This window comes from Flavobacteriaceae bacterium (genome assembly GCA_003443635.1).
In the GTDB taxonomy this organism is placed as follows: Bacteria; Bacteroidota; Bacteroidia; order Flavobacteriales; family Flavobacteriaceae; genus AU392.
In genome coordinates this window covers 1519128-1534795 of record CP031964.1, presented here as the reverse complement: position 1 = coordinate 1534795, position 15668 = coordinate 1519128, and the positions used below count along the sequence as shown (strand labels likewise).

General features: G+C 28.8%; 12 protein-coding genes. 9 read left to right on the top strand and 3 right to left on the bottom strand.

Annotated features, from left to right (window positions below):
* Positions 1-128: 128 nt before the first annotated feature.
* A complete protein-coding gene (locus tag D1817_06970; GenBank protein AXT19624.1) occupies positions 129-1001 on the top strand; it encodes a hypothetical protein in 873 nt (290 codons plus the stop codon).
* 79 nt (positions 1002-1080) lie between these two features.
* A complete protein-coding gene (locus D1817_06965; GenBank protein ID AXT19623.1) occupies positions 1081-2532 on the top strand; it encodes a pyridoxal-dependent decarboxylase in 1452 nt (483 codons plus the stop codon).
* 53 nt (positions 2533-2585) lie between these two features.
* Here D1817_06965 and D1817_06960 read toward each other — a convergent pair whose 3' ends face one another.
* Positions 2586-3440 carry a DUF2911 domain-containing protein gene (locus D1817_06960; GenBank protein ID AXT19622.1) on the bottom strand — a complete coding sequence of 285 codons (855 nt, stop codon included), beginning with the start codon at positions 3438-3440 and terminating at the stop codon, positions 2586-2588.
* A gap of 165 nt (positions 3441-3605) precedes the next feature.
* Here D1817_06960 and D1817_06955 point away from each other — a divergent pair, with 165 nt between their 5' ends.
* From D1817_06955 to D1817_06925, 7 genes are all read left to right on the top strand, one after another.
* A complete protein-coding gene (locus tag D1817_06955) occupies positions 3606-4814 on the top strand; it encodes a steroid delta-isomerase (GenBank protein ID AXT19621.1) in 1209 nt (402 codons plus the stop codon).
* 180 nt (positions 4815-4994) lie between these two features.
* The gene (locus tag D1817_06950) at positions 4995-5462 is read left to right on the top strand and encodes a hypothetical protein (GenBank protein AXT19620.1); all 468 of its coding nucleotides are present in this window, start codon (positions 4995-4997) and stop codon (positions 5460-5462) included.
* Between the two features lie 88 nt (positions 5463-5550).
* Positions 5551-6882 (top strand): peptidase M28, encoded by a 1332-nt coding sequence (locus D1817_06945; protein AXT19619.1) that lies wholly within the window; start codon positions 5551-5553, stop codon positions 6880-6882.
* Positions 6883-6965: 83 nt separating this feature from the next.
* Positions 6966-7541 carry a hypothetical protein gene (locus tag D1817_06940; protein AXT19618.1) on the top strand — a complete coding sequence of 192 codons (576 nt, stop codon included), beginning with the start codon at positions 6966-6968 and terminating at the stop codon, positions 7539-7541.
* A 72-nt stretch (positions 7542-7613) separates the two neighbouring features.
* Complete coding sequence (locus tag D1817_06935) at positions 7614-9995, top strand: hypothetical protein (GenBank protein ID AXT19617.1); 2382 nt, start codon at positions 7614-7616, stop codon at positions 9993-9995.
* 59 nt (positions 9996-10054) lie between these two features.
* On the top strand, positions 10055-12400 hold the full coding sequence (locus D1817_06930) for a hypothetical protein (protein ID AXT19616.1): 2346 nt from the start codon (positions 10055-10057) through the stop codon (positions 12398-12400).
* Between the two features lie 66 nt (positions 12401-12466).
* A complete protein-coding gene (locus D1817_06925; GenBank protein ID AXT19615.1) occupies positions 12467-13036 on the top strand; it encodes a PepSY domain-containing protein in 570 nt (189 codons plus the stop codon).
* Positions 13037-13043: 7 nt separating this feature from the next.
* Here D1817_06925 and D1817_06920 read toward each other — a convergent pair whose 3' ends face one another.
* Both D1817_06920 and D1817_06915 read right to left on the bottom strand, forming a co-directional pair.
* The gene (locus D1817_06920; GenBank protein AXT21242.1) at positions 13044-14510 is read right to left on the bottom strand and encodes a magnesium chelatase; all 1467 of its coding nucleotides are present in this window, start codon (positions 14508-14510) and stop codon (positions 13044-13046) included.
* 1 nt (position 14511) lies between these two features.
* Complete coding sequence (locus tag D1817_06915; GenBank protein AXT19614.1) at positions 14512-15639, bottom strand: hypothetical protein; 1128 nt, start codon at positions 15637-15639, stop codon at positions 14512-14514.
* Positions 15640-15668 lie beyond the last annotated feature (29 nt).

The following is a 15668-nucleotide window of genomic DNA, read 5'->3' as shown; positions in this document are numbered from 1 at the left end:
ACAAGATTAAATTAGTAGTCCTATTTTTTTCATGGTTTGATTTAGCAAAAGGTGTTCTTGGTATAATAAAACTTTAAGGCAAGAAATCGCTAGGTACTTTTGACATAATAATTTTAAATTTTATACCCATGAAAAATATATTCAAGCATTTAATTTTAGTTATAGTCGTTCAAACCAGTATAGCTCAAAACAATCGATTTGATATTGATAATCATTTTAAGGATATTCAATTTTCAGATTTAATGATTTTAGGGTCATTCCATTTTAATAATCCAGGCCTGGATGAATATAAACCTGAATATGAGGTCGACATTATGTCGGACCTAAGACAAAAAGAATTAATGAAAATCATTGACGCGATTAAAACATATGCACCTACGAAAATTGCAGTTGAATGGCGAAAAAACAGACAAAAACGACTTGATTCGCTATACAATGAATACTTAGTAGGTAATTTTGAATTAAGACGAAATGAAGTTTACCAAATAGGATTTCGAGTAGCAAAATTACTGGGACACAAAAAAGTATATGCTGTAGATGCACCTGCCAAACGGAATAATGATATTATTAGTGAAGAATATTCTAAAAAAGAAACTTATTATCGTCAAAAAGCAGATCAATCTTTATTGCAACGCGAGTTACAAATCCATCAAACTTTCACAAAAATGTATGCTATTGGTGATAAAATGAAGACAGAAATTCCTTTAATAGATAGCTTCCTTCATATGAACGCCCCTAAAACAATAAAAATTATGCATGGACACTACTTAATTGGCAATTTTAAAATGGGTGAAGGAAATGATTATTTTGGCCCAGACAATGCGATGTGGTGGTATAATAGAAATTTAAGGATTTTTCATAATCTATTACAAATTAATAACCCTGGAAAAGATCGTATCTTTTTACTTATAGGTGCCGGACATTTATCCATTCTTGATTTTCTAGCAGATACTTCTATTGATTTTAATAAAAAAAGATTTGAAGAATATGTAAAAGATTGAGCTAATTAAAAAACTATTTTACAGAATAGTTATTGAAGATATCTCCAATTACTCTAATTTTGCATTAATTATTTTTTCAATGAAATTAGACTTATTACGAGACGCTTATAATCCAGAAACATTTAGAGCTCAAGGTCACGAGCTTATCGATAAATTAACTAAACACTTAAGTGATAACCTTAATGGAACAGCACCAAAATCTAATTATTGGAATGCCCCCGAAGATGAGTTGGAATATTGGAAACAGTATTTAGAGGGAGGTAGATCTGAAGATTTTTTTGATAATTTAATTCAGCATTCCATTCATCTTCATCATCCAAAATATATCGGTCATCAAATTAACCCTACACTTCCAATTACTGGGCTTACAGGGTTAACCATGAGCGTATTAAATAATGGTATGGGTATTTTCGAAATGGGAGTTGCTGGCACTTCTATAGAGCGTATTATTACCGATTTACTTTGTAAAAAAATTGGATTCTCTAATACTGCTTCAGGCTTTTTAACTGCTGGTGGTACATTAGCTAACTTAACCGCAATGTTAAGTGCTAGAAAAGCTAAAGTTACAGAAGATATATGGAAAGAAGGTAATACTAGAAAATTAGGAGTTATGGTTTCTGACCAAGCTCATTATTGCATAGAAAGGGCTGTTGGAATTATGGGATTAGGGGAATTAGGTTTAATTAAAGTTCCTACAGATTCTAATTTCGCTATACAAATTGATGCATTAGAGTATTATTATAACGATGCAAAATCAAATGGAATAGAAATTTTTGCTTTGGTAGGTAGTGCACCTTCAACAGCAACAGGAGTGTATGATAATTTAGAAGCTTTAGCTGCTTTTTGTAAATCAAAAAATATCTGGTTTCATGTAGATGGAGCTCACGGAGGAGCTGCGATTTTTTCAAAAACTTACAAGCATATTCTAAAAGGAATCGAATATGCTGATTCTGTAGTTATAGATGGACATAAAATGTTAATGATGCCAGCGTTAACAACAGCTCTGTTATTTAAAGACGAAAACCACTCTTATCAAACATTTAGTCAGAAAGCAGATTACTTATTAGAGCTTTCTAACGAAAAAGAATGGTATAATTTAGCTAAACGTACTTTTGAATGTACTAAACATATGATGTCCATACATTGGTATGCAGCTATAAAACATTATGGAATTACTATTTTTGATGATTTTGTAACTACACTATATCATTTGGGTGAAGTATTTGCCGGAATATTAAATGAAGATGTTAATTTTGAAATTGCAATACAACCTATGTCTAATATTGTGTGTTTTAGATATTACGATCAAGAGTTAACAAATAATCAACTTGATGATATAAATCAAACTATTCGTCAAGAGCTACTAAAAGAATGTGAATTCTATATTTTACAAACTAAATTAAATGATATCACGTATTTAAGAACTACTATCATGAATCCTTTTACAACAGGAGATCATTTTAAAGAGTTGCTTTCAAAAATAAAAGAAAAAGCGGTTATCTTAAAAACAAAAAAAAGACCTATTAGTTAATCTAACAGGCCTGTAAAAAGATATTTTTAACTAGTTATCATAGGTTTAAAATATTATTTAATACCTAGTTTTTTAATTAATAAATCGCATTTAGCAATATAGCCATAATCACCAGAGGCACTAGCTTTAGCATCTTCAAGAGCTTTAAGCACATGAGTTTTGGCAGTTTCATTATCCTCTAAAACATAAGCTAGCTCAGCGCGATAATATTTAAACCAAAATGCATTTGGTCTTAATGAAATTGCTTTATCAAACCATTGGGCAGCTAATTGTAAATCTTTATTTTTCTCATAATAAAATGAAGCTGCATCAAAATAAGTTTGTGCGTTGATCTCTCCAGTAGCATTAATTAATTTATCCTCAATTTGTTTAAAAACTAGAGCGTCAGAATCTACAAAAACTGGTATCACCACTTTAGAGTTTTCCCATTGAATAATTAAATCAGCCCCATTAGCATTAAAATTCTCAAAATTAATACTTAATGTTTCTTGATAATCTTTTAAATTAATTACTGGTACTTTAAAACGAAGCAAATCATTAGCTTTATTATAATTGCCAGCTCCCCAAAGTTTTTCGTTTTTGTGAATAATAATAGTCCATTCACTCTCGCCTGGAATAGAATATAATCCATATTTTCCAGCTGGGATTTTTTCCCCACTAAATGTCACATCTTTATCAATAGTTAGTTTAGTAGAAGAGTTGGCACCTGTACGCCATACTTTCCCGTATGGTATTAATGCTCCAAAAATTGATCTGTCTTTTGCTCCGGGGCGTCCATATTCTAAAGTAATTTTCGCTAAACCTACATTTTGTTCAATTTTAGTTTGAGGACTTAAACTTGCTTTAGTAATTTGAGATAATCCTATTTGACTTATAAATAGTGTTACTAAAAGAATAATTTTTTTCATTTTATTATATATGCTTATTTAGATTGCAAAACTAAGCATTAAGTCGTGAAAATTTGAGATTACTTAGAAAATTGAGTTGATAAATACCATTAGAAACTCATTATAAAAGAAACAAAATAAATACCTTAGCAGTTCATCTATTTTTTTATCAATAATTACCTAATTATGAAACGTTTTAATCTTACCTCTATTCTTTTATTTTTCTTTCTACTATTAACAAGTACATTTTCTTTTGCACAGCCTAATACAGATGTATTTCTTTTTGATTTGAACGAAAATAATGGAATCATTTCAATTTCAAATAAGGTAAATATTTCGAGTAATGAAGGTTATGATAATCAACCTTCATTTTTAGATAATAATACAATTCTGTTCGCATCAACAAGAAATGGGCAGACAGATATTTTAAAATATTCAATTTTAAATGGGAACAAATCTTGGGTTAATACATCAGATGGTAGTGAATACTCACCTTTAAAAATCCCAAATAGTAATGCTGTTACAGCAATTCAATTAGATAAAGATGGTACACAAACACTTAACCGTTATAGCTTAAAAAACGGAAAAGAGAGTGTTTTAATTGATGATATTGTGATTGGCTATCAAGTTTGGTATAATAAAAGTACTTTAATATCATCAGTCTTAGACGGAGAAGGTTTATCACTTACCATTTCAAATATAAAAACTGGAGAGCATGAAACAATCCAGCCTAAAATAGGGCGTTCATTACATAATATTCCTGGAACCGATTTGGTTAGTTATGTGAGTAAAACTAACGACAAATGGGAAATTCGTTCGTTAAATCCAAAAACAAAAGAAACAAAATTAATAGTTAATACTGTTGAAGGTGCAGATGATATGTGTTGGACACCTAACGGAACTATTTTAATGGGAAAAGGAGATATTATCTATAAATTCAATCCAAAACAAGATAGTAAATGGGTGGAAGTAGTTTCAATCAAAGGATTTGATATCAAAAATATTTCTCGATTAGCAGTAAACACCAAATCTAATAAGTTATCTTTAGTTGCTGAGAATGGAAAATCTGAAACCCCTGAAGAATTAGTACAACGTCAAGTAGAAGCATATAATTCAAGAGATTTAGAAGCTTTTATGTCCACTTATAGTGATGATGTGAAAATTTATTTTTTTCCAGAAAAAGTACGTTTTGAAAATAAAGATAAAATGAGAGAACGTTTTATATCTTATTTTAAAAATACGCCTGATCTACATTGCGAAATTAAAAACAGAATTACGATTAGTAATAAAGTTATTGATGAGGAGTATATTCTTGCTAACGGAAAGTATCGTAGTGCTGTTGCTGTTTATGAGATTGAAAATGGTTTAATACAAAAAGTAACTTTTATATATTAATAATAATTTAAACTATTCAATAAATCACTTTAATTGAAAAGATAACTCATTTAAAATTAAAAAATATTGTCCCTTAATTCAATTTTACAAACGTCTTAAATATAATAAGAGTTTAAAAGGTAATGATTAAATGAATTAATCATAAATCAAGGAGGATATGAACTTAAAATATAGGGTAACATGAAAAATTTAGTTTTAATAGTATTAATTATAACCATATCGTGTCAAGCACAATCAGATAAACAATTAGAGCCAAAATTAGAAAACATTGCTTGGATTTCTGGTAATTGGAAAGGTAAAGCATTTGGTGGTATTGTTGAAGAAATTTGGAGTGAACCTTCTGGAGGTTCAATGATGGCAACTTTTAAATTAATTAATAACAGTAAAGTTGTTTTTTATGAAATTGAAATCATCCGAGAAGTGAATAATACTTTGATACTTCAACTTAAACATTTTAATAATGATTTAAAAGGTTGGGAAACAAAAGATGAAACCGTTGATTTTCCACTTAAAGAAATCACTAAAGACAAAGTCGTTTTTGAAGGAATGACTTTTGAAAAAATAAATGATAATGAAATGAATGTGTTTGTTGATATTAAAAATAATAATGGTAAAGTAGAGGTCGTAAAAGTTAATTACAAAAAGTAAATCTTTCTAAGCAATTAACATTTTTTTTAACACTTATAAATTCAAAAAAACTATTTTTATCAATTGTATTAATCATTAAAATTAAAAAATGAAACAACTATTACTCATTACTGCCATTGTATGTTGCAGTGTACTTCAAGCCCAAACAGATCAAAAAATTTATGATATTATAGATGCTGTTTCAGCAGATCGTATTAAAGCAGATGTACAAACGTTAGTAAACTTTGGAACAAGACACACATTAAGTGATACTGTTTCGAATACTCGAGGTATTGGGGCAGCTAGACGTTGGATAAAATCTGAATTTGAGAGTATTTCTAAAAACTGTAATAACTGCCTAGAAGTCATTAATCAAAATAATTTGGTCAAAAAAGGAGCTAATGCTCGTATTGTTCACGATGTTGTAATCACTAATGTAGTTGCTATACAACGTGGTACAAAATACCCTAATCGTTTTGTAATGATGAGTGGTGATATAGATTCTAGAGTATCAAATGCTACTAATTTTACATCTGATTCGCCTGGAGCAAATGATAATGCTTCTGGTATGGCAGGAACTATTGAAGCCGCTCGTGTATTAAGCAAATACAAGTTTGAAAGTAGTATTATTTATGTAGGACTATCAGGAGAAGAACAAGGACTTTTTGGCGGGCAAGGATTGGCTAATTATGCTAAAGAAAAAGGTTGGGATATTATAGGTATTATGAATAATGATATGATTGGAAACATACAAGGTGTTGATGGTGTAATTGATAATCGTGAGTTTAGAATTTTCTCAGAACCAGTACCAGCAAACGAATCTGAGCAAGCAAGACGAAGACGTCGTTTTCAAGGTGGAGAAGTTGATGGAATTTCAAGACAAATGGCACGATATATTCATAAAAATGTAAAAACTTATATGCCAGAAATGAAACCTAGAATGATTTATCGTTTAGATCGTTTTGGTCGTGGTGGTCATCATCGTCCATTTAATGATCTTGGATTTGCAGGAGTTCGTATTATGGAATCTCACGAAAACTATACACAACAACATCAAGATATTCGTACTGAAAACGGAATTAATTATGGAGATACTTTTGAGCATGTTAATTTTGGATATGCCAAAAAATTAACTGCCGTTAATGCAATTAACTTAGCGAGTTTAGCAATTGCTCCTCCTCCTCCGGCTAATGTAGCCATTGGAGGTATTGTTCAACCATCAGCTAAATTTAAATGGAATAAAGTAGATGGTGCTGTGGGTTATAAAATCTATTGGAGAGATACAACATCTCCAACTTGGGATCATAGTCGTTATGTAGGTGATGTTTCTGAATTTGTATTAAAAGGAATTGTATTAGATAATTATTTCTTTGGTATTGCATCAGTTGGAAAAGATGGACACGAGAGTATGGTTGTCTTTCCTAGCAGAACATTTAGATAATAGTTAGATTATAATTTTATTTTTAATTCCCTAAAATGTTACCTTAGTCGTTTCATCCTAGGGAATTAAATTTTTATAACGTTTTGACAAAAGCACCTCGACTATATTTAAAAAACAGAGACGAATGGCGACAATGGTTAATTGACAACCATAATACAACTACTGGAATTCAATTAATACTTTATAAAGTAAGTAGCTCTAAAGAAAGTATGCGTTGGGAAGAAGCAGTACAAGAAGCCATCTGTTTTGGATGGATAGATTCCACTGTTAAAAAATTAGACGAAGAATCTCGTGTACAATATTTTTCTCCTCGAAAACCTAAAAGCGTATGGAGTGCTTTAAACAAAAAATATATAAAAGAATTAATTGCATCAAAACGGATGCATAAATCAGGCTTAGTGAAAATTGAAGCAGCTAAAAAAGATGGTTCTTGGACTAGCTTGGATGATGTTGAAAAATTAGTAATCCCTGAAGATTTGCAATTCGCCTTTAATGAGAATCCAATTGCCTTTAACAATTACAAAAATTTTGCTCCTTCTTATAGAAAAGGATATTTATATTGGTTAAATCAAGCAAAGCGAGCAGAAACAAGAGTGAAACGTATAAAAAGCATTATACAGTTTTGTGAACAAAATATAAAACAGCGAGCGACTAGATAAACATTTTTTAAGGGTTTATATTAAAAATTAGGAATGATTTTTGATAACTAGCTTTATTATTTATACCATCAAATGACAAAACAATTACTCATTTACTTTACTACACTTATTTCTATTTCTACTTTTAGTCAAAACTCTAATTCTAAAACTTATATAGAAAGTCATTATTCAAAATATTTTGAGCTTCCAAGAGAAGCAATTTATTTACATTTCAATAAAAGTGAATATGTTTATGGTGAAGAAATATGGTTTAAAGGTTATGTTTATGATCGTAGAAACGATATTCCTGCCAACGTTACTTCAAACATATATGTTGACATCTATGACGAAAATGGGAAGCTAGTAAAAAGTGATTTATTTTTAGGTTATAATGGTTTTTTAAGAGGCAATTTCACTATCGATAACGATTTGATAACTGGAAAATATTTTATAAGAGCGTATACTAATTGGATGAAAAACTTTTCTGAAGATGATGCATATACTACAGAAATATATATTATTAATGAAACCCCGATTGACTCTAAAAATATTTCAATAATACCATCTAATGATTATGATGTCCAATTCCTGCCAGAAAGTGGTCATGCGCTTATTGGAATGAAAAATAATCTTGGCGTAAAAATCATAAATTCTCAAGGCAAAGGAGTAAAAATAGTACAGGGTAGGATTCTTGACAATGATAATATTGAAATTAGTTCATTTAAAACCAACACACTAGGGTTAGGTAATTTTTCTATTTTTTACGAAAAAGATAAAACATATACAGCATTAATAAAATTAGATAACGGACAAGAGATAACTCAAAAATTACCTCAACCTAATACTAAAGGGGTTAATTTTAATGTTCAAAACTCTTTAGATAAAAAAGTAGTAATCTCTATTAATAAAACAGCAACAATTATTGATAATAATTTTAAACTACTCATCCACAAAGATGGTTTATCCAAATCTGTTTCTATTAAATTTAAAGATCAATTAAATACCAGTATTTCTATTTCTAGAAATAACTTGTTCAAAGGAATTAATATTTTAACATTATTTAATTCACAAAATATACCTATAGCAGAACGATTAATATATAACTACAAAGGCAACATTAGTTCTAAAAAAATCAATTTGGTTTATAATAAAAAAGTAAAAGATTCTTTACGATTTAATTTATCCATTTCAGGTCAAGTTGCAAATTATTATAATTTAAGTATATCAGTTTTACCTTTTGCAACAGAATCTTACAATCACTCTGATAATATCATCTCCAACTTTAAACTTCTACCCTATTTAAAAGGATATGTAGAAAACCCAATTCATTATTTCACAGATGTTAATAGGAAGAAAAAATATGATTTAGATCTATTGCTACTAACACAGGGTTGGAGTCGTTACTCTTGGGATAATATTTTTAATAATAAGCCCAAACAAAGGTTTAAATTTGAATATGGTTTAAGTTTAACTGGTAATCTTTCTAAAAACAGAAAAGGGAATTCTATTTACTTTTCAGGCTTGAGAAATAGCCCTCCTCAAATCACAAAAATAGATACAAGTAATGCTTTTAAACTCAATAATATTTTTCCAGAAACAAACGAATTAATTAGGCTTTCTTTTAAGCTTAAAAAAAGTAAGAATACTAAATTAGAAACCTTTCCTACTGTAACACACAAGTTAAATTATTTGAATTCAAATAATACTAAAATAAATATTAATACAGTTAGAAATCGTACAAACATTATTAGTACTGAATTTAGTGTTGCTTCACTAAATACTTTAATACAAAATAATAATATATTTCTTGAAGATGCTTTCATTGAATTAGAACAAGATGGTGTTTTAAAAAAGGAGCGCTTAAGAAGAGGTAAAAGTATTATTATTGAGAATATAGATTATGCAAACACAAGCGTAATTGAGTTAATACGTAATAATGGTTTTATTGTGAATGAAGATAAAAGTACAAATAGTATTTCTATCATTACACCTAAATCTAGTATAAACCCTGGATCTAAAGGTCCTGCAATTTATATAAACGATACTCCATTAAATGATTTAAGTATTCTTACGTCAATAGAAATTAATCTTATTGACGAAATTCTTTTTGATCAATACGCTTTATCTAAAGATTATCTTTCGCCATATAGTGGCGCAATAAATATTTACACTAGCAAATTCCCATTACCAAAAGTAAATCGATCTAAAGATTTATCTCTTTATTCAATTAAAACAAAAAAAGGGTTTAAGCAATATCAAGAATTTTATAACCCTAAGTATTCATTTTATGGTTCATCAACTTATAAAAAACATGGGGTTATTCATTGGTTTTCAGATATTATTGTTAGTGGTAAACAAAGATTTAAAATACCAGATCTCAAGCAAAATTCTATGAAATTTTTTATCGAAGGGATGAGTGATACTGGTGATCTAATTTCCGAAGTTATTTCTGTTAATATACCAAGCGATAAATAATTACTTTTTTTAAGGGTAAATTTATTTTTTATAGTCTTACATAAAATATAAAACATTTTATGAGATTTTCTTCCCCATTAAGTATACTAATAGTTCTTTTTATAACCTTTAGCTCTTCTAGCATTATTGCCCAACAAAATATTGAGAAAGATTATGCTCAATATTTTGAGCTTCCAAGAGAATCTGTTTATTTACATTTAAACAAAAGTGACTATGTTTTTGGTGAAGATATTTGGTTTAAAGGTTATATATATGATAGAAAAAATAATAAGCCTACTATCAAAACTTCTAATATTTATGTTGGACTATATGATGAAAGTGGTAATCAAATTAAAAACGATTTATTTTTAGGCTATGAAGGGTTATTAAGAGGTAATTTTGAAATTGATAGTACACTTACTACTGGAAAGTATTACGTCAAAGCTTCTACATATTGGATGAGAAATTTTATTGAAGATGACACTTATTCTGCAGAAATTAGAATAATAAATGATAAAGATAAATTTTCAAAAACAACATTAACTGATAGTATCTATGACCTCCAATTACTTCCAGAAAGTGGGTATGCTTTATTAGGCATAAAAAATACTATTGGAGTAAAAGTAATTAATTCTAAAGGCGAAGGTGTTGAAATTAATGAAGGTCAAGTTCTTGATCAAGATCAAAATCACATAACCAGTTTTAAAACAAATTCTTTCGGATTAGGTAAATTTCAATTGACATATAAAATTGGAAAATCATATCAGGTAATTGCAAAATTAGGTAATGGACAAACTATAAATAAATTATTATCAGTACCGCAAAACATTGGCGCAAATATTAATGTTATAAATGCCCATGGTGATAAAATCATTATTAGTGTAAATAAAACTATTAAAACCATAGATTCTATTTTTAAAGTTTTGATTCACAAAAATGGTATATCTAAAAGTTTTAATGTTAATTTAAATAATAATACAAGTAGTAATATATCAATCCCAAGAACAGAATTGTTTGAAGGTATCAATATCCTTACACTTATTAATGATAAACAACAACCTATTGCTGAACGGTTAATTTACAATCATAGGCAAAAAAATAAAAAAATAAGATTAGTTTATGAACAAAAGGTTAATGATTCTATTCAATTAAACTTATCATTACCTCAAAATGAATCAATATATTATAATTTAAGTATTTCTGTTTTACCTTATGATACTAAAGCTTATAATCATTCAGATAATATTATTTCTAATTTTAAACTCCTTCCTTATTTAAAAGGGAATGTGGAGAATTCTAGGTATTACTTTACAAATATTAATAGACGAAAAAAACATGATTTGGATTTGTTATTATTAACTCAAGGGTGGAGCAGGTATAGATGGTTTAATATCTTTAATCAAAAACCGAAAGCAATTTTTAAATTTGAAAATGGATTAACTTTAAAAGGAAATCTAAAGCCTCATCGTAAATATGATACTCTAAAAACATTATATCTTTTCCCTTTTAAAAATAGTACTTCTCAATTTATAGAAGTTGATTCTACATTCACATTTTCAATACCAAACTTGTATCCTGAAACAAATGAAATCATTAAATTTACTTTTGCTTCAGAGAGAAAAATTAAAGAAAAACCTGAATTAAACACACAGTTAATTATTAATAGTTCATCTGATAAAATAAATTTAGAAAAAATAAAAAATAAAATAAAATTATCCAAAACACCTTTAAACAGTATCAACCTTAAGGGTTTAATAACTGATAAAACTATTACACTTGATGAAATACTTATTCTCTCTAAAGCAGAAAAACAAAAAAGAATAGAAAGAGCATTCAATGATGTAGTATATATTCAAGAAGATGACACTAAATTTACTCTTGTAAATTTTCTTAGACAAAATGGTTATAATATTAGAACAAATAATAGGGGTATAACTAGCGTAACACGTTTTATAAGAGGAAGTCAAAGACCTCAATTGTTAGTTTTAAATGGTGCAGTATTTCCAGATGGTGGTATTGTAAATTCATTATCTATGAAAGAAATTGAAAAGCTTTATTTAAATAAAAATAGAATCAATAATATTAAGTTTGGAAGAAATGGTCAAAACGGGGTAATAGAAATTTTTACAAAAAAAATAATACCAGGAAAGAATATATCTACAACAGTATCTTTAAAAAAAGTAAAAAAAGGATTTAAACCCTATAAAGAATTTTATACTCCTAAATATAACTCTTTTAATTCTCCAGTCTATAAAAAATATGGAACTATACATTGGATTCCTGATATTACTTTAGAACATGAAACGCAAACTATAATAATTCCTGATCATGAACAAGAAACCATTCGTTTTTATATCGAAGGGATGAGTGATACTGGTGATCTAATTTCCGAAGTTATTTCTATTAATATCCCTGATATTAAATAATTAATTAATCGTTTATGACTTCATCAATAAATTTTTATACTTTCGAGCCTTATAATTTAACCCCAATTGGATAATAAAGTAAGACATCTCGCTAAACGTACACGTTTCTACAGGAAATTTCACAAATACATAGCCGTACCTATGATAGTTTTTATGTTTTTACTTGGTGTTACTGGATTATTATTAGCTTGGAAAAGTGAATTAAAACTATCTCCTCCTTCTCAAAAAATAACTCAAGTTAATCAACCTACTATATCATTAAGTAAAATTCAAGAAAATGCAATTCGATTTGTAAAAAACTTAAATTTAGATACCACTATCAACCGAATAGATTATCGTCCTTCAAAAGGTATTGCTAAAGTACGTTTTGAGCATCATTTTACAGAATTACAGATTAATTGTTATACAGGGGAATTATTATCTAATAAGCAACGTACAGCAGATATAATAGAGATGATACATGATGGTTCTATTTTAGATTATCTATTCAAAAACAAATCAGATAATATAAAATTAGCTTATTCCACTATAACCTCGTTAGTTCTTATCTTATTAGCGTTTAGTGGCTTTTGGTTATGGCTAAAACCAAGACAAATAAGAGCATATAAAACTATAAAACAAAAAAAAGACTTATAAACTAATTCTACAATCCATTAATAAAACTTCCATAAGGATCTTTAAACTGAATACCTTCTGAATATCTGTATTTACTTAATTTTTTAAATTCGGTTAACCCCCAAAGTACAAACTCTTTCACAAAATAACTTTCTTCTTTAGAAACTTTAGGTTGATATTCTTGTAACAGTTCTTCTAAAGGTGTTATTTTATCTAATACTGTTTGATATATTTCATCATTTAAATCATCTAACAATTCAAATCCATCATTATTATTAAAAAACCAAGATATTATATTATCATAAGGTGTTTCTTCTCCTTGGCGTTCTAATTTTTCTATTTTTGGAAAAAATTCAGGATATAAGCTTTTAACTGCTTCTCCAATTAAATTAAAAGCTACAACATTTGCTCCTTCTTGCTCACCTTCATAAACTAATTCTACTTTTCCTGTAATTGCTGGAATGATTCCAACAAAATCACTCATACGGAGTGTTGTTGTTTTATCACCACACATTAACGCACGTCGTTCTGCACCACTTAGTAAATTTTGATATGCTGTAATACTTAAACGAGCAGATACTCCACTTTTAGAATCTACATACTCACTATCCCTTGCTTCAAAAACAATTTGTTCTAACAAATCTTTTGCTAGCTCTGGAACAGTGACTAAATCTGCTTGAGTGACATTTATATTAGCTTCTTGCTGCGTAATAATCTTTGCTGTTTCTATGTCTTCAGGATAATGAGTTAGTATTTGAGATCCAATTCTATCCTTTAACGGCGTAACTATACTACCCCTATTAGTATAATCTTCTGGATTGGCAGTAAATACAAATTGCATATCTAAAGGTAATCGTAATTTAAATCCTCTAATCTGAATATCTCCTTCTTGCAAAATATTAAATAACGCTACTTGAATTCGCGCTTGTAAATCTGGAAGTTCATTAATTACAAAAATACAACGATTAGCACGAGGGATCATCCCATAATGAATAACGCGATCGTCTGCATAACTCAGTTTTAAATTTGCAGCTTTAATAGGATCTACATCACCAATTATATCTGCTACTGTTACATCTGGTGTAGCTAATTTTTCGGCAAAACGCTCGCTCCTATGCATCCAATAAATAGGAGTTTCATCGCCTTTATCTTTAATTAACTCCACTGCATATCTCGAAATTGGTTGAAATGGATCATCATTTATTTCTGAACCTTCTACTACCGGTATATATTCGTCTAACAAATTTAACATCAACCTTGCTAAACGTGTTTTTGCCTGACCACGTAATCCTAGTAAGTTAATATTATGACGTGATAAAATGGCGCGCTCTAATTCTGGAATTACTGTGTTTTCATACCCATGAACCCCTTTAAATCTTACTTCTTTATTTTTTATTTTCTGAATTAGATTATCTCTTAATTCATCTTTTATAGATTTGCTTTTATAATCAGCTTTTTTTAAAGCTCCTAAAGTTGTAATAGTTTCTATATTCATACTAGCCTTTAATTCTTTTCTTTCTGTTTGTTTCGTAATCTTCAAAAATCATTTCTCCAAGCCCTTTTAATCCAGTATAAAATGCTTTTCCTTGATTAGCATAAGTAAATTCTCTAACAAATTGCATTAAATACGAATCTTGTGCGATCATAAACGTCGTAATAGGAATATGTAATTTTCGAGCTTGTTGTGCCATTGCATAACATTTATTAACAATATGTTTATCTAAACCAGCACTGTTTTTATAATATTCCCCCGTTGATAATCGCAAACAACTAGGTTTACCATCAGTAATCATAAAAATTTGTTTATTTGTATTTCGTTTACGACGTAATAAATCCATAGCCAGTTGTAATCCCGCTACTGTATTTGTATGATAAGGGCCTACTTTTAAATAAGGTAAATCTTTAATTTGAATTGACCATGCATCATTTCCAAACACCAAAATATCTAATGTATCTTTTGGATAGCGTGTTGTAATTAACTCAGCTAATGCCATTGCAACTTTTTTAGCTGGCGTTATACGATCTTCTCCATACAATATCATACTATGACTAATATCAATCATCAACACCGTGCTCATTTGCGATTTATGCATTGTTTCTTCAACGACCAAATCATCTTCTGAAAGTATGAAATTTGAAATACCATGATTAATTTGTGCATTTTTCAAACTCTCTGTCATTGATACTTTGTCTAAAGCATCTCCAAACTGATAATTTCTAAAATCTCCTGTATGTTCATCTCCTATTCCTGGGCTTTTACTTTTATGATTTCCAGATCCGCTTCGTTTTATCTTACCAAATATTTGATCTAATGCCTGTTGACGAATTGCACGTTCAGTTTTAGCAGTAATAGTCATTCCGCCACCATTACCATCTGCATCAATTTCTTCTTTTATATATCCTTTCTTTTTAAGGTCTTCAATAAAATCATCAATGGTATAATTCTCATCCGTAAGTTTATATTCCTTATCTAATTCTTTTAACCAATCAATAGCCTCATCAAAATCACCAGAAGTATGAGTTATAAGCTCTTTAAAAATATCGAAGAGTTTTTCAAATGGAGATTGGCTAGGTGCTTTGTAAGTTTTAAATACAAAACCTTTGCGTGAAGGTGAATTTTTCATAGACGCATAAAAATACTATATTTTTAGAT